This is a genomic window from Lysobacter sp. Root494 (assembly GCF_001427225.1).
In the GTDB taxonomy this organism is placed as follows: domain Bacteria; phylum Pseudomonadota; class Gammaproteobacteria; order Xanthomonadales; family Xanthomonadaceae; genus Agrilutibacter.
In genome coordinates, this window is sequence record NZ_LMFH01000007.1 from 301,968 (window position 1) to 320,745 (window position 18,778).

The following is an 18,778-nucleotide window of genomic DNA, read 5'->3' on the forward strand; positions in this document are numbered from 1 at the left end:
GACTCTCTCCTGGATTCTTATGAACAGCTGGAAGCGGTTTCTGGCAGGGCAGTGCGGCGCACGGCCGGAAGCTCGGTCGTTGCGCTCTGAACTTGTAAACAATTAGTAAAACCGACACAAGCGGCAAAGTGCATAGCCGGTGCCCGTAAATCGCACAGGCACGTTTCGACAAGTTCTAGGCCGCCAGCGCCAGGCTCATTGCGACAGCGATCAGGAACCCCGCAAACACGCGCTTCAGGCTCGTTCCATCGAGCCGATGCGCCAGCCGCATTCCATACGGCGCAGCCAGCACCGATGCCGCTGCCACGCCAATCGCGGCAGGGAGATAGACGTAGCCAACGGCGTATTGCGGCAGTGCACCATGCGGCGCATGCAGGGCATAGCCCACTGCACTGGCCAGGCCGATTGCCACACCACAGGCGGACGAAGTCCCGACCGCACGCACCGGCTTGACCCCGCGCCAGACCAGCAACGGCACGGTCATGCTGCCGCCTCCGATACCGACCACGGCCGACACGGCGCCGATGAAGACGCCCGCCAGCGTCATCGGCGCGCCGTGCGGGGCCGCGACTTCAGCTCCGCCCGCGACTGCCCGCGTGCCGCCGAAGGTCAACTGCGCCGCAGCGATCAGGCAGTAGCCGGCGACGATCCAGCGCAATGCGTCGCCGTCGATGCGCACCGCCACGCCGCTGCCCAACCAGCCGCCGAGCAGCAATCCGGGAATCATCCAGCGCACCGTCGGCCACAGCACGCTGCCGCGACCGTGGTGCGCGCGCGCCGACGCCGCGGCGGTGAGCACGATGCTTGCGAGTGAACTGGCCAGCGCGGCATGCATCGCGGCTTCCTTCGGCACACCGACACCCGGCAGCATCCATGCGAGCGCAGCCACGAGGACCAGGCCACCGCCGACACCCAGCAATCCCGCAAGCACGCCGGCGATCGCGCCCAGTGCAAGGAACAACAGCAACGATACGAACACGGTCACTCCGTTCTCGATCAAGCGTGGCGAAGCGGCGATCGTAGCGTGCGCGACAAGGACGAAGGCATGCATCCATGCGAAGCGGCGCCAATGCCCGCGGAGACATCGGCGCGCTGAAGCCTGCCCGCAGCAAAACGGCGCATTTCGCGCACCAACCGCCCATTCACCTGCCTCGGCTATAGTCGGGCACATGCTCCCCCGCATCCTGTTCACTATGCTTGCAGCGCTCGTTGCCGGAGCCCTGCCCTCGTCCTCCGGCACGTCGTCGCTGCGATGGAACAGCCAGGCACCGCTGCATGCCGTGGCCGCCGCGATCGTCACGGCCGATCCGCAACTGTTGCGTGTCGAAGCCGCGATCGAAGCCGCCGAACGCGGCGAGTTCGACGCCGCGCAATACGGTGACCTTGCCCGCCATCCGCTGTACGCGTGGATCGAATACGCCAACCTGCGCCGCAATATCGACTCGGTCACCGGCACCCAGGCGCAGTCGTTCCTGACGCGCTATGCGGGCCAGGCCGCGGCCGAAACGTTCCGCGAAATCTGGGTCGCGGAAAGTTCGCGCCGCAAGGACTGGTCCGCGCTGCTCGCTGCGTGGAAGCCGTCGATCGCGAAGAACACGGAACTGCGTTGCGCCGAGTTGCAGGCACGCCAAGCGCTCAACCGCGATGACGCGCAGTGGATTGGTGACGTGCAGTCGCTGTGGCGCGGCGCCGCCAAACCGTTGCCGTCCAACTGCGATCCGGTGTTCGAAGCGCTCGCTGCCAAGGGGGGGCTGGCCCCGGAACTGCGCTGGGAACGCATCGACAAGGCCGCAGCCGAATGGCAGACCGGCGTCATGCGCAGCGCGGCAGGCGGACTCTCCACGCAGGACGCCGCGCTCGCCAACGACTACGCGGCCTTCATCGATGCGATCCACACGCGCGCACTCGAGTGGCCGAAGACCGACCGTAGCCGTCGCATGGCATCGTACGGACTCGCGCGCCTCGCCAAGTCCGTGCCGATGGCCGGAGAAGCGCAGTTGCCGCAGTACGCGCAGGCCTTTGGTTTCACCGACGAGGACCGCGGCCGCGTGCTGTACCAGGCGGCGCTGTGGACGGTGGCTTCGTACGAGCCCGAGTCGGCGCAGCGCCTCGCCAATGTGCCCGAGTCCGCCTACGACGAACGCCTGCACGAATGGCGCGCGCGCGAAGCGATGTCGCGCTCGGACTGGCCGGCCGCACTCGCGGCGATCCGCAAGATGGGCGACAAGCAACGCAGCGACTCGCGTTGGCAGTATTTCGAGGCACGGCTTGCCGAACTCGCTGGCGACAGGACGACCGCGCAGCGCCTGTATCGCGAAGCGGCGAACAAGGCCGAATTCCACGGCTTCCTCGCCGCCGATCGCATCAATGCGTCCTACACCCTGTGCCCCTGGATGCCGAACGACGCTGATGCGCAGCGCGATGCCGTGGCGCGCGATCCGGCGCTGGTGCGCGCGGTCGGCCTGTACCGCATCGATCGCCGCGGCTGGGCCACGCGCGAATGGGATGACGCGCTCGCCCGTTTCGACGACACCCAGCGCCGGCTCGCGGTGGAAGTCGCGCAATCGCACGGCTGGTTCGACCGCGCGGTGTTCGCGCTTGGCAAGACGCCGGCGGGCGAGCCTCGGCCGGATGAGCTTCGCCTCTACACGCTGCGCTTTCCGCTGCACCACGACGCCACGATCCGCCGCGAAGCCGTGAACAACCGCCTCGATCCGGCGTGGGTCGCCGGCGAGATCCGCGCCGAAAGCGTGTTCGATCCACGCGCGCGCTCCGGTGCGAATGCAATGGGCCTCATGCAGGTGCTGCCGGGCACCGGCGCCGCGGTTGCGCGCACGCTCGGGTTGCAATGGGGTGGCGCGGATTCGCTCTACGACCCGGACACCAACATCGTCCTCGGCACTGCTTACCTGCGGCAACTACTCGACAAGTACGGCGGCCAGCCGTACCAGGCGATTGCCGGTTACAACGCCGGTCCCGCGCCGCTCGCGCGCTGGCAGTCGCAACGTCCCGGCATGGATCCGGACTTCTGGATCGAAACCATCAGCTACAAGGAGACGCGTGACTACGTGGCGCGCGTGCTCGCCTTCAGCGTGCTCTACGACTGGCGTCTCAACGGCAACACGCTGAGTCTTACCGAACGCATGCGTGGGCGACTCAATGGGCCACGCAAGAAGTTCGTCTGTCCGCTCGCGGTTGCGCCGGCGCCTTCTATTCCTGCGACGCCGCCCTCCGCGCCGGTGAAACCGGAGAAGCGCCGCTGAGCGCTTCGCTGCAAAGGTGATCCCATGGGATTGATCGATACGTTGCTGGGCCACGCCAGCGAAAAGAACCTCGACAAGCTGGCCGAGGAATTCACTCCGCTGCTCGCTCCCGGCGAACAGCTGCAACGCGCGTTTGGCCTGATCCGCGACCTGATGGTGTTCACCGATCGCCGCCTCATCTTCGTCAACAAACAGGGCGTCACCGGCAGCAAGGTCGAGTACCTGAGCGTGCCCTACCGCAGCATCGTGATGTTCTCGATCGAAACCGCGGGACACTTCGACATGGAAGCCGAACTGCGTATCTGGTTGTCGGGGCAGCCTGCGCCGATCACGCGGAGCCTCGGGCGGAACGCGGGTGCGCAGGAGATCGTTGCGCTGCTTGCGCAGCATGCGCCGCGCTGATCGCTTCTCTCTCCCGCATGCGTGTTTCCTTCTCCACATGGCGGGAAGAAGTTGAAACGGGCCATAGCCCGTTGAGGAATGGACGGATGAGGAGCGCTTTACTGTTGCTCCTGTGGCAAGCGCCGCCTCCCCTCACCCTGCGCCGCTCCGCGGCGCGGTCCCTCTCCCCGCAAGCGGGGCGAGGGAGATGCAAGACCAATGCGAAGCAGGCGAATGTGTCCCCTTCTCCCCGCATGGTGGGAGAAGGTCGAAACGGATGAGGAACGGGCGGATGAGTGGCGCTTTTTGTTGTTGCTCTCTCCCAGCAGGCGGGGCGCGGGAAATGCGGAGCAAACGCTCAGGTCCAGCTGGGTCCCTTAAACTCGCCGCATGAAGACCTATCTCGTCGGCGGCGCCGTTCGTGATCGCCTGCTGGGCCTCGGCCACGGCGATCGCGACTTCGTGGTCGTCGGCGAAACGCAGGCAACGATGGAAGCCGCGGGCTTCAAGGCGGTGGGCCGCGACTTTCCCGTGTTCCTGCATCCGGAAACCGGCGAGGAACACGCACTCGCGCGCACCGAGCGCAAATCCGGGCGCGGTTACCGCGGTTTCGTCGTCGATGCCGACCCGGCGGTGACGCTCGAAGAAGACCTCCAGCGGCGCGACTTCACCATCAATGCGATCGCCGAAGACGAGGAAGGCCACCTCATCGACCCGTATGGCGGCGTTCGCGATATCGAAGCACGCGTGCTGCGCCACGTCAGCCCCGCTTTCGGCGAAGACCCGCTCCGCGTGCTGCGCGCAGCGCGTTTCATGGCGCGCTTCGCTGGCCTCGGTTTCACCATCGCGCCGGAAACCATGGCGCTGATGCGCGAGATGGTCGCCAGTGGCGAACTCGCCGAACTCACCGCCGAACGCGTTTGGCAGGAGCTGCGCCGCGCGATCACCAGCGAAAAACCGTCCGCCTTCCTGCGCACGCTGCACGACTGCGGCGCGCTCGCGGTCGTGCTGCCGGAGGTCGAAGCATTGTATGGCGTGCCACAGCGCGCGGAATATCACCCGGAAGTCGATACCGGCGTGCATGTCGAACTCGTCTGCGACATGGCGGCGCAACTCGCCCCAGGCGATGAGCTCGTTGGCTTCTGCGCGCTCACCCACGATCTGGGCAAGGCGCTGACGCCCGAGCACGTGCTGCCCAGGCACATCGGCCACGAAAGCGCGGGACTCGCGCCATTGCGCGCTCTGTGCGAACGCATGAAGGTGCCGCTCGAACACCGCCAGCTCGCCGAATGCGTCTGCCGCGATCACCTCAACGTGCACCGGCTTCCCGAACTGCGCGCGTCGACGGTGTTCGAATTGATTTCGCGCTGCGATGGCTTCCGCCGCCCGGAACGGATTCCGCGCATCGCATTGGCGTGCGAAGCCGACAAGCGCGGCCGTGCCGGCCTGTCCGATGTCGATTACCCGTCGGGCCGGCTGCTGCGCGACGCGCATGCCGCGGCGATGGCCATTCGTGCCAGCGACGTGCCGGGCGAACTGCAGGGCCCGGAACTTGGCGAAGCTATGCGCAAGGCGCGCATCGCCGCGATTGCGGCGGCTACCGGCAAGAAACCCTGAGGGATTCGCGAGCTGTAGAGCGAAGCTCGCTGTTTTTTTACTTCCGTAGGGTGCCGGGCTTGGCCGGTGCTTCCGCCTCACCCTGAAACCAACCAGATCGCACGACCGGGCCCCTGAAACACACCGGGCGGCCGAAGCCGCCCGATGTCCGTTGCGATGACGCTTCGCTCAGCAGTGCCTGCGCACTCAGAACTTGTAACCCACCCGCGCGTAGTAGAAGCCACCGTTGAAGCCATATGGCGTATGCGACGGATACTGCGCACCGGCGATGCCGGCATACGGACTCTCGTTCGGAACCTTGTCGAACAGGTTCTGCGCGCCGACATCGACGTACAGGCCCGACGCGAACTTCCAGCCGATCTCCGCATCCACGGTCACCGCGCTGTCTTCGTAGATCGGCAGGCTGCCGTCGTCGAGGTGGTCCTCGAAGAACGAGCCGTAGTAGTTCACCCGCGCATTGGCATGGAACACCTCGCGCTGGTGGTTGACGCTGAAGTAGCCCTTGGTGCGCGGCAGCGATTCTTCCAGCTTCTTGATGCGCACCGGGGTAATGATGCCTGGTGTGAAGTCGTCGACCTCGGTCCGGTTCCAGTTGGCCGCCACCGAATAGGTGGTCTTGCCGCCGAAATGATCGCTGTCGTAGCTGGTGACCAGGTCCAGGCCGGACGTGGTGGTGTCGAAGTCGTTGACGAAGAACTGCACCTCGCTGATCGACGCCGCTTCAGGATGCCCGGCGGCGACCAGCGCCGCGCGATCCGCATCGCTCACCGTGAAGAAGGCGCTGAGTGCGATGCGGTCTTCCGTCTTGATCTGGTACGCGTCGGCCGTGACCAGCCAGCCGCCGCTGTTCCACACCAGGCCGAGCGACGCGTTCTTCGATTCTTCCGGCGTCAGCGGTTCGGCGCCGTAGAACTGGGCGATCGCGTTGTTCGGCGACAGCACCGCCGTGTCACGCAACGCGCCGTTGATGAAGGACGTGGTCACCTGCTCGGCGTTGGCCTGGCCGGGCGTCGGGGCGCGGAAACCGGTGCTCAGAGCGCCGCGCAGGGCGAAGGCGTCGGTGAAGTCGTAGCGCCCGGTCAGCTTCCAGTTGGTGGTGCCGCCGAAATCCTCGAAGTCCTCGTGCCGGACCGCCGCCGCCAGCGTGAACTGGTCGGTGAACGGTGCCTCGACGTCGATATACGCAGCCCAGTTGTCGCGGCTGTGGCTACCGGCCGTGCGCGGATTGAAGCCGTTGAAGCCGTTCGAGCCGAGGGAGAAACCCTGCGACACCAACGGCCCGATCGCATACGAAGCGTAATCGCCCGCGCGAATCTCGAACTCTTCGCGGCGCCATTCCACGCCCATCGCCACGCCCAGCGGTCCGCTGGTGAAGCCGGTATCGAAATCCCTGGCGATGTCGAAGTTGAAGTTGGTCTCGGTCTGCGTGTTGCCGCCGGGAGCGAACTCGTTGTCGCCCGGCTGGTCCGGCCCCAACGACGCGTTGATCGTGTTGAGCATGTAGAAGTTGATTTTGTTCTCGCCGCGGCTGCCGCTGATATCCCAGTGCCAGCCGTCGCCCCACACACCCTTTACGCCCAGCACCAGCGAGCTGTCTTCCATCCGCCCGCCGAACTGTGGGGTGAAGCCGCCTGGGAACTGCGACAGGAAGGTGAAGCATTCCGCCGGCAATGCGGCGACTGCGGCGCCCACGACGCTGTACGGAATCAGGTTGCCGCTGCCGTCGCGCAAAGCGATGGTCGGGCAGGTCACCGCGTTGGCGGTGTTGAGGTCGCCGATCAGCAGCGTGTTGCCGCCGTCGTTCGAAAACACGCCGGCACGCGCGGTGGGATCCCGGTAGTAGAAGCCGCCTTCGACGTCGCGCTTGGCGTAGTTGCCGAAACCGTAGAAGTCGAAGCTCTCACCGGAGATGCCGAAATTGGCGACGAACTTCATGTCCTCGTGGACCTGCGGCGAACCCCAGACCTGTGCCGGGTTGCGCACGCCCGGATAGCCGGCCGCCGCGTCGGCAGCCGCGTCGTCGCGCTGGATGCTGCGCGAGGTCGGATCGGCGGAACGCCATTCGGCGGTGAGCGTGGCGAAACCGTTGGAGGTCAGCGGCATGCCGAGCTGGGCACCGTATTGCTGGGTGGCACCATCGCCTTCGTAGTACTCGCCGGCGAACGCTTCGACGGAGCCGCCATGGTCGAGCCGCTTCAGGCCGAAGTTGATCACGCCGGCGATGGCATCGGAACCGTACTGCGCGGCGGCGCCATCACGCAGGACTTCCACCTGCTCGATCGCCATGGATGGGAACACCGAAATATCCGGGCCCTGCGCGCCATCGGACACGCCGTGGCCGAGGAAGGTGATGACGGCAGCGCGGTGGCGGCGCTTGCCGTTCACCAGGATCAGGGTGTTGTCCGGCGGCAGGCCGCGCAGGTTCGCCGGTCGTACCAGCGAAGCGGCGTCGTCGATCGGGATGGTGCTGACGTTGAACGCCGGAACCAGGGTGCGCATCTTGTCCATCAGGTCGACGGACGGCTGGTTGTGGAATTCCTCGCCGCCGAGGATGTCGATCGGCACCGCCGATTCGGCCGCCGTGCGCGGCTTGGTGCGGCTGCCGAGGACCGATACGGTCTCCAGCGTGGTGGTCTTCTCGCCCGTGGCCTGTGCCGCGGGCGCCGCGGCAGGCTCCTGGGCCTGGGCGGTCGTGGTGGTGTCCTGGGTGGGTGCGGCGTCCTGCGCATAGGCGCTGGCGGAACCGACCAGTGCGATTACGGCGCCGCCCCACAGGGCCCGGCGAATGGCGATCGACATCGAATTTCTGCTGGCAACGTGACGCGAACCCGTTTTCATCTGTCAGCTCTCCCTAGGCGGTGTGCGTGGCTTTTGTCGTAAACACCCACGAACCGGGCGTTTCAGGAGCTACCGAGTGGCCACGCTGCAATCGGTTGAACGCATTCTTAACTGATTGCGAATCAACTTTGCAAAAAGTGCCGGGATAATTTGCGCGATCGGTCGTTTGTCGCACAGAAGCGTGCGACGAAGCAGTGCCGTGACCGACAGAACAGAGCCGGGAGTAGCGCTAACAGGCGCCTGCCGGGACTTTAGCGACGCCCTGCCGCCAGTCGCGAATCGATGCGCAGCAGCCAACCCGCGATACCGGTTGCTGCGAGCGCCTGGCCCAGCCCGACGCCCAACAGGTTGGCCAGCATGTCCATCGGATCGGCCTGCCGCGAGGTGGTCAGCGCCGATTGCGCGCCCTCGATGAGCACCCCGAGCAGCACCAGCCCGACGGCCGCCATTCCACGCCCGCGGCGGTCGGCGAACAGCATTACCGCGTAACCCGACAACGTGGCGTAGCCCGCCATGTGCTGCAGCTTGTCGGCGCCGGGAAACAGCATCCTCGGCAACTCATCCGAGGGCACGAGCGAGCCGGTGACGACCGCGGCGATCATCAGCACCCACAACCCCACCCACAGCCGCGGCCAATGGAACGCGCGCAGCGCACTCACAGGCGGAAGCTCAGGTCGCCCGCCATGAAGGCGATGCCGAACTCCACGTCCTTCTCGAAGCCCATCACCTGGAAGCGTTCGCCCATTTCGCTGGGCAGGGTGAGCTTCTTCACTTCGTTGCGGCGATGCTGCTGCTCGGCGGGATCCTTCATGCGCTCGATGCGTTCGAGGACGCCCGCCATGCCGTTGCCGAGCAGGAAACTCGCCTGCGAGCAGTAGCCGGCGAAGTCGAACCCGGCAGCCACGCCGGCTTCGGCCAGCGCGGTGAAGTCGACCGATGCGGTGAGGTCCTGCAATCCCGGCCACAGCAGCGGGTCGGCATGCGTGCGATGGCGGTAATACGCGCGCAAGGTGCCGTCGCTGCGTTCGGGTTCGTAGAACTCGCCGCGCGGATGGCCGTAGTCGACGAACAGCATCGCACCGCGCTGCATGCCGCCGGACACCGCCTGGATCCAGTACGGCAGCTGCGGCAGCACTTCGGATCGGTACCCGTCCGCGAAGGCGCGTTCGAGGCGGTGCTCGACATGGCGCACCGCGTTGCCCAGGAAGGCATCGGCGGGCCGCAGCGTGCGCGCGAAACCATCGCCCTCGACCACGACGTATTCCTCGTACACCTCGCCATCGCGGATCGCGAAGCGTGGCGTCGGCAATGCATCGATCACTTCGTTCGCGAACAGCACGCCGCTCCATTCGCCCGGCAATGGGCCGTCGGGCCATTCGACCAGTTCGAACAGCATCGGCGACAGGTTCTGTTGCAGGCGCTCGCGCTGGCGCTCGCGCAGGTCGGCGCTGGGTTCGAGGACCAGGTAACGATCGGGCAGCGCGTCGAGTTCGAGCAGGCGCTTGAGCGCGACTTCGGCGAACGCGCCGCTACCGCCACCCAGCTCGAAGAACACCGCACTCGGTCCGATCTGCTGCAGCACCGGCGCGACGCTCTCGGCGATGCACGCCGCGAAGATCGGACCGAGCTCGGGCGCGGTGACGAAATCGCCTTCGTGGCCGAACTTGCGCGCACCGGCGCTGTAATAACCCAGCCCGGGCGCATACAGCGCGAGTTCCATGAAGCGCGAAAACGGAATCGCGCCTTCGTTGGTCGCGATCTCGTTGCGGATCAGGCCGGCGAGGCGTTCGCTGTGGGCGAGCGCGTCGGCATCGGGGAGGGGAAGTGAAGTCGTGCGGCTCGAAGTCATGCCGCATTATCCCTGTGCGGCAGGCACAATGCCGCGAAGAAGGAGCCGCATGGACAACGCCCGCCCCGTCGCCCTGGTCACCGGCAGTGCCCGCCGCATCGGCGCGGCGATCGCGCGCACGCTGCATGCGGCCGGTTACGACCTCGCGCTGCACTGCCGCCAGTCACGCGCGGAAGCCGATGCACTCGCGGCCGAATTGGAATCCGCGTGCGCGGGCAGCACCTTCGTGCAGCAGGCCGACCTTGCCGACTTCGACCGGCTGCCGGAACTCGTCGCGCGCACGATTGGTCGCTTCGGCCGCCTGGACGCGCTGGTCAACAACGCATCCGGTTTCGCACCGACGCCGATCGGCACGGCGACGCCGGCGCAGTGGGATGCGCTGTTCGCGAGCAATGCGCGTGCGCCGTTTTTCCTCGCGCAGGCCGCGGCGCCGCACCTGGCGGCTGCGCGCGGCTCCATCGTCAACCTCACCGATATCTACGGCGAGCGACCGCTGCGCGCTCACACGATCTACTGCATGGCCAAGGCCGCGCTGATCATGATGACGAAGTCGCTGGCGCTCGAACTCGGCCCCGACGTGCGCGTCAACGCGGTGTCGCCCGGCGCCATCCTGTGGCCCGATGGCGATGCAGACGAATCCCGGCAGAAGGCGCTGCTCGCGCGCACGCCGCTGGGACGCATGGGCACGCCTGAAGATGTCGCCGAAGCGGTGCGCTGGCTGCTGCAGGATGCGCGCTACTGCACCGGGCAGGTGCTGCACCTGGATGGCGGGCGGTTGCTCGACGCGTGAACGAAGCGCGCGCGAGGTCCGCTGGCTCTAAAGCGTAACCACGGGCATCGGTGCATCGCGATCCGGATGCACCGACCACAATCCGGCGAGCGTGTGCGTGGTTCCCGGCACGACCACTTCCGGCGCGATGTCCGCCAATGGCTTCAGCACGAACGCATGCTTCAGCTCCGCGCGCGGGATCTGCAGGTGGCATTCGCCTTCGAGCACCAGGTCGTCGAACAACACGATGTCGATGTCGAGCGTACGGTCGCCGTAACGCGGGCCGCTGCGATCGCGACCGTGCGCGTCTTCGAGCGCATGCAGCCAGTCGTTCAATGCAAACGGATCGAGGGTGGTATCGATGATCGCTGCGGCATTGAGGAAATCGCCGCCGTCGAAGCCGACCGCCCGCGTGCGATACACCGGCGACAGCACGACTTCGCCGAAGTGCTTGCGCAGCGCGGCGATCGCGGCGCGCAGGTGCCGTTCGGGTTCGCGGTTGCTGCCGAGACTGAGGTAGGCCTTGCTCATGCCGTCATTGTGGTGTTGATGCCACCGGCGCGAAATAGCCGTTGGTACGAGCAGTCAGGCCTTGCTGCGCTCGATGATTACGCCGACTGCCCGCGCACCGCGCACCGCGCCGGGCTTGCTGAGCTTCAACCGCACGTGTTGCACGCCGAATTCGTCGAGGATGATCGCGGCCACGCGTTCGGCCAGCGTCTCCACCAGGCCGAACCCGGATTGCGACACGTATTCGATCACGCGCTTGCTCACCGCCTTGTAGTTCAGCGTGTCGCCGATCGCATCGCTCGCCGCCGGAATGCGATTGTCGAAGCTCATCTCGATGTCGAACAGCAACGGCTGGCGGATGCGCCGTTCCCAGTCGTAGATGCCGATCAGCGCTTCGATCTCGAGCGCTTCGATGAAGACCTTGTCCATGCGTCCGCGGTACCTGTGGTTGAAGCGGCGCAGAAGCTACGCGACTTCCGGCAACGTCGCCATGTCCCAGCGTGGCGTCACCCGTACCGAAGCATCGCTGTGCTGCCCGGCCTGCAGCCGCAGCGCGCCGGCATAGGCGATCATCGCGCCGTTGTCGGTGCAGAACATCGGCCGCGGGAAGCTCACGCGGCCGCCGCGCTTCTCCGCCATCGCCTGCAGCTTCGCGCGCAGGCGCTTGTTGGCGCCCACGCCGCCGGCGATCACCAGCGTCTCGAAGCCGGTCGCGTCCAGCGCGCGCTCGCACTTGATCGCCAGCGTGTCGACGACGGCATCCTCGAAGGCGCGGGCGATGTCGGCTCGGGTCTGCGCCGAGCGATCGCTGTCGCGCCAGGCCAGCAGCACCTGCGTCTTCAGTCCGCTGAAGCTGAAATCGAGCCCGGGCCGGTCGGTCATCGGCCGCGCGAACCTGAAGATGCCGGGGCGCCCCTGTTCGGCGAGCGCCGCCAGCTGCGGGCCGCCCGGATACGGCAGGTCCATCATCTTGGCGGTCTTGTCGAAGGCCTCGCCCGCGGCGTCGTCCAGCGTCTCGCCCAGCAGGCGGTAACGGCCGATGGCCTCGACCGCGACCAGCTGGGTGTGGCCGCCCGACACGAGCAGGGCGACGAAGGGTGGCTGCGTGCTCGCGTCCTCCATCAGCGGGGCGAGCAAGTGGCCTTCCATGTGGTGGACGCCGATCGCCGGGACATCGAGGGCCCAGGCCAGCGAACGCGCCACGCCCGCACCCACCAGCAGCGCGCCGACCAGCCCCGGACCCGCGGTGTAGGCCACGCCGTCGATGTCCGCGATGGCCAGGCCGGCTTCGTCCAGGGTCTGCCGGATCAGCGGGAGCAGCTTGCGGACGTGGTCGCGGCTGGCCAGTTCCGGCACCACTCCGCCGTATTCGGCGTGCAGGGCGATCTGGCTATAGATCGCGTGGGCAAGCAGGCCTTCGCCGGTGCCGAAGACGGCGACACCGGTTTCGTCGCAACTGGTTTCGATGCCGAGGACGTTCATGGGCCTGGATATGGGGCGGATGCGGGACAATTGCAGCCCGCGCGACAGGTGGTTGCACGTAGCGGGACAGGGCCGCTATCATACGCGGCTCTCCCGGTCCTACCGGGCCGGTCCACCAACGAGATTACGTATGCCCAGCGTCAAAGTCCGCGAAAACGAGCCCTTCGAGTTTGCGCTCCGCCGCTTCAAGCGCACCTGCGAAAAGGCCGGCGTCCTGGCCGAGACCCGCAAGCGCGAGTTCTACGAGAAGCCGACGCAGGAACGCAAGCGCAAGGCTGCCGCTGCGGTGAAGCGTCAAGCGCGCCGCAGCTCGCGCGACGTCACCAAGCGTCAGCGCCTGTACTGATCGTCCGGCGGGCCAAGCCCGCTGACGTTCATGGCAGAAGCCGGCCGCGCACCAGCGCCGCCGGCTTTTTGCATTTCTGGCATTCGGGAATGGGCACCGGTTTCCGGTCCGCTTTCCCCGCCCTTCCTTGATTCAGGAGCATTCCATGTCCCTCAAGCAACGCCTCACCGACGACATGAAGGCCGCCATGAAGAGCGGCGACAAGGACAGCCTGGGCGTGATCCGCCTGATCAACGCCGCGATCAAGCAGCGCGAAGTCGACGAGCGCATCGAGCTGGACGACGCCGGCGTCATCGCCGTGCTGGAGAAGGCGGTCAAGCAGCGCAAGGACTCGATCAGCCAGTACGAAGCCGCCAACCGCGAGGACCTGGCCGCGATCGAGCGCTCCGAGATGGTCGTGATCGAGCGCTACCTGCCGGAAAAGATGGGCGAAGCCGAGGTCCTGGCTGCGATCGACGCGGCCATCGCCGAGACGGGCGCCACGGGTCCCGCCGACATGGGCAAGCTGATGGGCGTGCTCAAGCCCAAGCTGGCCGGCCAGGCCGACATGGGCCAGGTGTCGGCGCTGGTGAAGCAGCGTCTTTCGAAGTAGGCCCTGCGCCGCCTTTCCGGCGGCGATGGCACCATGACGAAGCCGGGCCCTGCCCGGCTTCATCATTCCGGAGAGCCGCCGAACCATGATCCCGACTTCCCGCCCCGGCGTGACCTTGCGCCTCGCGACCCGCGACGACGTGCCGCTGATCCTCGACTTCATCCGCGCGCTCGCCGAGTACGAGCGCGAACCCGACGCGGTGCTCGCGACCGAATCGATGCTGGAGACCGAGCTCTTCGGCGAACGTCCCGGTGCGGAAGTGGTAATCGCCGAAGCCGACGGCCGGCCTGCCGGCTTCGCCCTGTTCTTCCATAACTTCTCGACATGGCTGGGCCGGCGCGGCCTGTATCTCGAGGATCTGTTCGTGCGTCCGGAGTTCCGCAGCCGCGGCGTCGGCCTGGTGCTGATGACGTACCTGGCAAGGCTTGCCGTCGAACGCGGTTGCGGCCGCTTCGAGTGGTCGGTGCTGGACTGGAATACGCCGGCGATCGATTTCTATCGCTCGCTCGGTGCGATCGGCCTGGAGGAATGGACCGTGCAGCGACTCACTGGCGATGCGTTGCGGAAGCTCGCCTCCGCCTTCGACGCCTCTTCGTGAGTGATCCGGCGCCGCGTCAGCACGACGTGCCTTGCAGCACGATAAGCACAGCGTGCAGGCGCAGCGCTGCACAAGGTGAGTTCCTGGATTCGTTTCCGCGGGACTGCGCCGCGAAGGCACTGGCTTACGATGTGTTCCCCGCGCCACCGCGCGCCGGCCCAGCCGGCACCCGGTTGGCGTCAATGAGATATTGAGCGGCATGGCACGCATCCCTGACGCCTTCATCGACGATCTCCTCGCACGATCCGACATCGTGGAGATCATCGGTGCGCGCGTGCCGCTGAAGCGGCAGGGCAAGGAGTATTCCGCGCGCTGCCCGTTCCACGACGAGCGTTCGCCGTCGTTCACCGTATCGCCGACCAAGCAGTTCTACCACTGCTTCGGCTGCGGCGCGCACGGCACCGCGATCTCGTTCCTGATGAATTACGACCGGCTCGAATTCGTCGATGCCGTCGAGGAACTCGCCAAGCGCGTCGGCATGGAGATCCCGCGCGACACGCTGCAGCGCAACGTCAATCCGGAAACCAACGATCTCTACAGCGCGGTCGAAGCCGCGGCGAAGTTCTTCCGCAAGCAGCTCGGCGCGAGTGCGAAGGCGCAGGCCTACCTCGATGGCCGCGACGTCAGCGAAGCGATCCGCGAACAGTTCATGGTCGGCTACGCACCCGACGGCTTCAACGCGCTGAAGGATGCGCTGGGCACCGACGAGCGCCGGATGAAGCTGCTCGAACGCGCCGGCCTGTTTTCGAAGAACGAACGCGGCCACGTCTACGACAAGTTCCGCGACCGGGTGATGTTCCCGATCTTCGACCGGCGCGGCCGCGTGATCGCATTCGGCGGGCGCGTGCTCGACAAGGATGATGGGCCGAAGTACCTCAATTCGCCCGAAACACCGCTGTTCCACAAGGGCCGCGAACTCTACGGCCTGTGGCAGGTGCGCCAGGCGCACAACAAGATCGAGCGGCTGATCGTCGTCGAGGGCTACATGGACGTGGTCGCGCTGTTCCAGCACGGCGTGACGCAGGCCGTCGCCACGCTTGGCACCGCGACGACGCCGGACCACGCCGAACTGCTGTTCCGCAACGCCCCTGACGTCTATTTCTGCTTCGACGGCGATCGCGCCGGCCGCGGCGCCGCGTGGAAGGCGGTGGAATCGGTGCTGCCGCGCATGAAGGATGGCCGGCAGGCGTTCTTCCTGTTCCTGCCCGAAGGCGAGGATCCCGATTCGCTGGTGCGCAAGGAAGGCCGCGATGGTTTCGAAGCGCGCCTGCATGACGCGACGCCGCTGTCGCAGTTCTTCTTCGATTCGCTGGGCACCGACGTGAACCTGGCGACGCTGGAAGGCAAGGGACGGCTGGCCGAACGCGCCAAGCCTTTCCTCGCGCAGATTCCCGATGGCGCCTTCGGCGACCTGATGAAGCAGCGCCTCACCGAACTTACCGGAGTGGGCGCGCGCGCAAGCACGCCGGAAACGCACGTGCCCGTGCAGCGCGCGACTGCACGCCTGCACGGCGCGCAGGGCAACAAACCGTCGCTGGTGCGCACGGCGATTACCTTGCTGCTGCAGCAACCTTCGGTCGCGCTCGCGCTGCCTTCGGCGCTGCACTTCGCCTCGCTCGAGCAGCCCGGCGTCGATCTGCTGGTGGAAATGATCGAGCTTGTGCAGCAACGTCCTGATATCTCCACCGGAGCCGTGCTCGAATACTTCGCCGATCGCGACGAAGCCGCCGCGCTCACCCGTCTGGCGATGCTGCGCGGCGTCGAATCCACCGCGGTGACGATGGCCGATTCGCGCATCCTCGACGATGCGGACCTGCAGCGGCAGACCTTCCTCGACGCGGTGTCACGGCTGGAGGCGCAAGCGGTCCAGCAGCGCATCGACGGCCTGCAGAAGCGCCTGTCTTCGCTGGTGGAAGCCGAGCGGCAGGAGTTGCGCGAACTGTTGATGCTGCACGCGCAGAGCCGGCGCTAGCCGTTGCGCTGAGACTGCAGCCTGCCTAGTCGGTGGCTCCAGCCACCGCCCAGGCCAGGTTTAGCGCGCTTACGGTCTGCGGCGTCGTGGAGCTCGCCGAACGCCAGATCACGTTGCCGCCGGTGCTGGCATTGCGCCACAGGATGTCGGCGCGGCCGTCGCCGTTGTAGTCACCCGAGCCCGCCACCTGCCATGCCGATGAAAGCGAAGCCAGGGTCTGCCGCGACCCCGAGCTGGCCGAACGCCAGACCACGTTCACGCCGGTGCTGGCATTCCGCCACAGGACGTCCGCACGCCCGTCGCCGTTGTAGTCGCCGGAACCGGCCACGGTCCACGCGCTCGACAGGGGCGTGACGGCCTGCGGCGTGCTGGAGCTCGCCGAACGCCAGATCACATTGCTGCCGGTGCTGGCATTGCGCCACAGGATGTCCGCGCGGCCATCGCCGTTGTAGTCGCCGGAACCGACTACTCGCCATGCTGACGAAAGGGAGGCCAGGGTCTGCCTCGTCGCCGAACTGGCCGACCGCCAAACCACGTTCACGCCGGTGCCGGCGTTCCTCCAGAGGATGTCCGCGCGCCCGTCACCGTTGTAGTCGCCCGAGCCGGCTACCGTCCAGGCGGTCGCCAGGGTGGATACGGCTTGCGGCGTCGTGGAGTTGGCCGAACGCCAGATCACGTTTGCGCCGGTGCTGAAATTGCGCCACAGGATGTCGGCACGGCCATCGCCGTTGTAGTCGCCGGAACCGACCACACGCCACGCCGTGGACAGGGAGGACAAGGTCTGCCGCGTCGCCGAGTTGGCCGAACGCCAGATCACGTTCGCGCCGGTGCTGCCGTTCCGCCAGAGGATGTCCGACTTGCCATCGCCGTTGAAGTCATGCCGGACCCGCCTGGTGACCGGCGCCGGGTTGACGGTGATCCTCCCGGACATGCCGACTCCGCCAGCCGCACCGTGCGCTTCGCAGAAATAGCCGATGGTGCCGGCTGTGGGAAACACCACGGTCGCCGACCAGGCAGTCGAACTGAGATTCCCGTTTCCACCCGTTGCATCGCAGCCGTTCGCGCAGCGGAACGACGTCACCGAGCCCGGGTCGGAAACCACGTTGTGGAAGCCACCGGCATTCCGGAAGGTCACCGTGTCGCCCGCTACGATCGTGAGGGTGCTTGGCGAGAACGTAAGGGTGGAACGCGCCTCCACCACGAAGTTTGCGGCTGAAGCCGTCGCCGGAAACGACAGGCCGGCCACGGCAAACATCCAGCCAATACCCATGAATGGATGCCCCGCGCGCTTCGACGCCTTGCTACCGGTGCAGCAAGGAACGCTGTCGGCGTCAACCAGACGCGCCCGCATAGTCTCGTTCGCTCGCATGACCCACTCCCGGTCGGTCGGCCTATGTCCTGAGCTTCGTAGGCCGTAGCCGCCCTCACAATCGGAGTAATTTTGCGCGCCGATTGGTACACCTTCTGCGAAAACCCGCTCGCTACGACAGTTCAGGCGATGAACGGTCAGCCGGCGTATGCGGCGCTCTCGCATCGCTCGGGGAGCAGGAGCATCATCGCCACGCCCCTCCGGCGAGACCGCGGACATGCCCGGACCTTCCCGCGTGCTGAAAGCGCTACTGGCCGCCTGCACCCTCTGTATCAGTGTGGGAGCGAAGGCGCAGCCGGTGACGGGCGCCGTCGAACGATTGAGTCCCGACCGGCCCGAGGCCTGGGCGATGAACTACTTCACCGCCAGCAGCTTCATGACCGGATTCGGCGAGACCCGACCGTTGCAGCCTGGACAATGGATGGCAGCCGTCGAACTGGGCCACATCCCCCGCCTGAGCGAGGAGCAGCGGCAAGTCGGGTTTAGCGGCTTCAAGCAGGAAGACCTCAACAAGTCGCCGGTGATCGGCCGTTTGCGCGGCACGATCGGCCTGCCCGGCGGCTGGGTAGCCGAATTGGGCTACACGCCGCCGCTGGAAATCGACAACACGCGCGCGCATGACCTGCTCGCCGCCGCGATCGGCCGACGTTTGTACGAACGCGGGGAGGTCTCCCTGTCGGCGCGTGTGTTCGGCCAGCACGGCCAGGTCGGCGGGGACATCACCTGCCCCGCCGAACTGGCCGGCATCGAAGACGTGGAACGCAATCCGTACGGCTGCCGGCGCCCGTCCGACGATCGCCTGCAATTGAACTACTACGGACTCGAACTGATGCTCGCCCGCCAGCGCGGCGCATGGCAGTGGCACGCCGGTATCGCGGCGGTCCGCACCGAAACCGAAGTGCGAGTTGACGCCTATACCTACGGCGTCCACGATCGTTCGCGCCTGGTCGCGAAAGACGTGCTGACGGCGATCACGGTCGGCACAACGCGCACGCTCGGCCAGCACTGGTACTGGGGCGCAGAAATACTTTACGTACCGCTGCAGGTACGCCGCGGCGAGGACCGGTCCAGCGAAAACGATCCGCTGGTCAGCGTGCGGTTGCACCTACGCTACGAAGCGGACTGAGGAAGTGTGCAGCGCCGGGCACAGTCCGCAGCCCCACATTGATCATGGCCGCGTGGTGGCAGTCGC

17 protein-coding genes are annotated in these 18,778 nt (G+C 66.6%); 9 read left to right on the forward strand and 8 right to left on the reverse strand.

Annotated features, from left to right (window positions below):
• Positions 1 to 175: 175 nt before the first annotated feature.
• A complete protein-coding gene (locus ASD14_RS12650; RefSeq protein WP_235565405.1) occupies positions 176 to 979 on the reverse strand; it encodes a sulfite exporter TauE/SafE family protein in 804 nt (267 codons plus the stop codon).
• Between the two features lie 190 nt (positions 980 to 1,169).
• On the opposite strand from ASD14_RS12650, the gene ASD14_RS12655 reads away from it, so the two are divergent.
• The 3 genes from ASD14_RS12655 (at position 1,170) to ASD14_RS12665 (ending at position 5,261) form a co-directional block, all read left to right on the forward strand.
• On the forward strand, positions 1,170 to 3,263 hold the full coding sequence (locus ASD14_RS12655; protein WP_235565406.1) for a lytic transglycosylase domain-containing protein: 2,094 nt from the start codon (positions 1,170 to 1,172) through the stop codon (positions 3,261 to 3,263).
• A 24-nt stretch (positions 3,264 to 3,287) separates the two neighbouring features.
• Complete coding sequence (locus tag ASD14_RS12660; protein ID WP_056134321.1) at positions 3,288 to 3,665, forward strand: PH domain-containing protein; 378 nt, start codon at positions 3,288 to 3,290, stop codon at positions 3,663 to 3,665.
• Between the two features lie 369 nt (positions 3,666 to 4,034).
• Positions 4,035 to 5,261, forward strand: coding sequence for a multifunctional CCA addition/repair protein (locus ASD14_RS12665; RefSeq protein ID WP_056134324.1), 1,227 nt, complete (start codon positions 4,035 to 4,037; stop codon positions 5,259 to 5,261).
• 186 nt (positions 5,262 to 5,447) lie between these two features.
• Here ASD14_RS12665 and ASD14_RS12670 read toward each other — a convergent pair whose 3' ends face one another.
• From ASD14_RS12670 to ASD14_RS12680, 3 genes are all read right to left on the reverse strand, one after another.
• Positions 5,448 to 8,060, reverse strand: a complete 2,613-nt coding sequence (locus tag ASD14_RS12670) for a TonB-dependent receptor (RefSeq protein ID WP_082538971.1) — start codon at positions 8,058 to 8,060, stop codon at positions 5,448 to 5,450.
• 290 nt (positions 8,061 to 8,350) lie between these two features.
• Positions 8,351 to 8,758 carry a hypothetical protein gene (locus ASD14_RS12675; protein ID WP_056134327.1) on the reverse strand — a complete coding sequence of 136 codons (408 nt, stop codon included), beginning with the start codon at positions 8,756 to 8,758 and terminating at the stop codon, positions 8,351 to 8,353.
• The gene (locus tag ASD14_RS12680; RefSeq protein ID WP_056134330.1) at positions 8,755 to 9,948 is read right to left on the reverse strand and encodes an SAM-dependent methyltransferase; all 1,194 of its coding nucleotides are present in this window, start codon (positions 9,946 to 9,948) and stop codon (positions 8,755 to 8,757) included. The genes ASD14_RS12675 and ASD14_RS12680 overlap by 4 nt, the downstream gene beginning before the upstream one ends.
• Positions 9,949 to 9,997: 49 nt before the next feature.
• Between ASD14_RS12680 and ASD14_RS12685 the strand changes: the two genes are divergently transcribed.
• Positions 9,998 to 10,738 carry a pteridine reductase gene (locus ASD14_RS12685; protein ID WP_056134333.1) on the forward strand — a complete coding sequence of 247 codons (741 nt, stop codon included), beginning with the start codon at positions 9,998 to 10,000 and terminating at the stop codon, positions 10,736 to 10,738.
• A 27-nt stretch (positions 10,739 to 10,765) separates the two neighbouring features.
• On the opposite strand, the gene folK is transcribed toward ASD14_RS12685, so the two are convergent.
• Genes folK through tsaD form a run of 3 tightly spaced genes read right to left on the reverse strand, consistent with a single transcriptional unit; the run spans position 10,766 to position 12,709 of the window.
• Positions 10,766 to 11,248, reverse strand: a complete 483-nt coding sequence (gene folK, locus ASD14_RS12690; RefSeq protein WP_056134336.1) for a 2-amino-4-hydroxy-6-hydroxymethyldihydropteridine diphosphokinase — start codon at positions 11,246 to 11,248, stop codon at positions 10,766 to 10,768.
• Positions 11,249 to 11,302: 54 nt separating this feature from the next.
• Complete coding sequence (gene folB, locus ASD14_RS12695; RefSeq protein ID WP_056134339.1) at positions 11,303 to 11,656, reverse strand: dihydroneopterin aldolase; 354 nt, start codon at positions 11,654 to 11,656, stop codon at positions 11,303 to 11,305.
• A gap of 36 nt (positions 11,657 to 11,692) precedes the next feature.
• On the reverse strand, positions 11,693 to 12,709 hold the full coding sequence (gene tsaD / locus ASD14_RS12700; RefSeq protein WP_056134342.1) for a tRNA (adenosine(37)-N6)-threonylcarbamoyltransferase complex transferase subunit TsaD: 1,017 nt from the start codon (positions 12,707 to 12,709) through the stop codon (positions 11,693 to 11,695).
• Positions 12,710 to 12,839: 130 nt separating this feature from the next.
• On the opposite strand from tsaD, the gene rpsU reads away from it, so the two are divergent.
• From rpsU to dnaG, 4 genes are all read left to right on the forward strand, one after another.
• Positions 12,840 to 13,055 carry a 30S ribosomal protein S21 gene (rpsU, locus tag ASD14_RS12705; RefSeq protein WP_056134345.1) on the forward strand — a complete coding sequence of 72 codons (216 nt, stop codon included), beginning with the start codon at positions 12,840 to 12,842 and terminating at the stop codon, positions 13,053 to 13,055.
• A gap of 145 nt (positions 13,056 to 13,200) precedes the next feature.
• On the forward strand, positions 13,201 to 13,647 hold the full coding sequence (locus ASD14_RS12710) for a GatB/YqeY domain-containing protein (RefSeq protein ID WP_056134348.1): 447 nt from the start codon (positions 13,201 to 13,203) through the stop codon (positions 13,645 to 13,647).
• 85 nt (positions 13,648 to 13,732) lie between these two features.
• A complete protein-coding gene (locus ASD14_RS12715) occupies positions 13,733 to 14,245 on the forward strand; it encodes a GNAT family N-acetyltransferase (RefSeq protein WP_056134351.1) in 513 nt (170 codons plus the stop codon).
• A gap of 199 nt (positions 14,246 to 14,444) precedes the next feature.
• Positions 14,445 to 16,217: a DNA primase gene (gene dnaG / locus ASD14_RS12720; RefSeq protein ID WP_056134354.1), complete on the forward strand. Its 1,773-nt coding sequence runs from the start codon at positions 14,445 to 14,447 to the stop codon at positions 16,215 to 16,217.
• Positions 16,218 to 16,242: 25 nt separating this feature from the next.
• On the opposite strand, the gene ASD14_RS12725 is transcribed toward dnaG, so the two are convergent.
• On the reverse strand, positions 16,243 to 17,487 hold the full coding sequence (locus ASD14_RS12725) for an FG-GAP-like repeat-containing protein (RefSeq protein ID WP_056134356.1): 1,245 nt from the start codon (positions 17,485 to 17,487) through the stop codon (positions 16,243 to 16,245).
• Between the two features lie 316 nt (positions 17,488 to 17,803).
• Here ASD14_RS12725 and ASD14_RS12730 point away from each other — a divergent pair, with 316 nt between their 5' ends.
• A complete protein-coding gene (locus ASD14_RS12730; RefSeq protein WP_082538973.1) occupies positions 17,804 to 18,712 on the forward strand; it encodes a hypothetical protein in 909 nt (302 codons plus the stop codon).
• Positions 18,713 to 18,778: the final 66 nt, after the last annotated feature.

Excerpts from the sequence above, each read along its gene's own strand:
- ASD14_RS12655 (WP_235565406.1), top strand. The coding sequence starts at position 1,170 with ATGCTCCCCCGCATCCTGTTCACTATGCTTGCAGCGCTCGTTGCCGGA.
- ASD14_RS12660 (WP_056134321.1), top strand. The coding sequence starts at position 3,288 with ATGGGATTGATCGATACGTTGCTGGGCCACGCCAGCGAAAAGAACCTC.
- ASD14_RS12665 (WP_056134324.1), top strand. The coding sequence starts at position 4,035 with ATGAAGACCTATCTCGTCGGCGGCGCCGTTCGTGATCGCCTGCTGGGC.
- ASD14_RS12670 (WP_082538971.1), bottom strand. The coding sequence starts at position 8,060 with ATGTCGATCGCCATTCGCCGGGCCCTGTGGGGCGGCGCCGTAATCGCA.
- ASD14_RS12680 (WP_056134330.1), bottom strand. The coding sequence starts at position 9,948 with ATGACTTCGAGCCGCACGACTTCACTTCCCCTCCCCGATGCCGACGCG.
- ASD14_RS12685 (WP_056134333.1), top strand. The coding sequence starts at position 9,998 with ATGGACAACGCCCGCCCCGTCGCCCTGGTCACCGGCAGTGCCCGCCGC.
- folK (WP_056134336.1), bottom strand. The coding sequence starts at position 11,248 with ATGAGCAAGGCCTACCTCAGTCTCGGCAGCAACCGCGAACCCGAACGG.
- folB (WP_056134339.1), bottom strand. The coding sequence starts at position 11,656 with ATGGACAAGGTCTTCATCGAAGCGCTCGAGATCGAAGCGCTGATCGGC.
- tsaD (WP_056134342.1), bottom strand. The coding sequence starts at position 12,709 with ATGAACGTCCTCGGCATCGAAACCAGTTGCGACGAAACCGGTGTCGCC.
- rpsU (WP_056134345.1), top strand. The coding sequence starts at position 12,840 with ATGCCCAGCGTCAAAGTCCGCGAAAACGAGCCCTTCGAGTTTGCGCTC.
- ASD14_RS12710 (WP_056134348.1), top strand. The coding sequence starts at position 13,201 with ATGTCCCTCAAGCAACGCCTCACCGACGACATGAAGGCCGCCATGAAG.
- ASD14_RS12715 (WP_056134351.1), top strand. The coding sequence starts at position 13,733 with ATGATCCCGACTTCCCGCCCCGGCGTGACCTTGCGCCTCGCGACCCGC.
- dnaG (WP_056134354.1), top strand. The coding sequence starts at position 14,445 with ATGGCACGCATCCCTGACGCCTTCATCGACGATCTCCTCGCACGATCC.
- ASD14_RS12725 (WP_056134356.1), bottom strand. The coding sequence starts at position 17,487 with ATGGGTATTGGCTGGATGTTTGCCGTGGCCGGCCTGTCGTTTCCGGCG.
- ASD14_RS12730 (WP_082538973.1), top strand. The coding sequence starts at position 17,804 with ATGCCCGGACCTTCCCGCGTGCTGAAAGCGCTACTGGCCGCCTGCACC.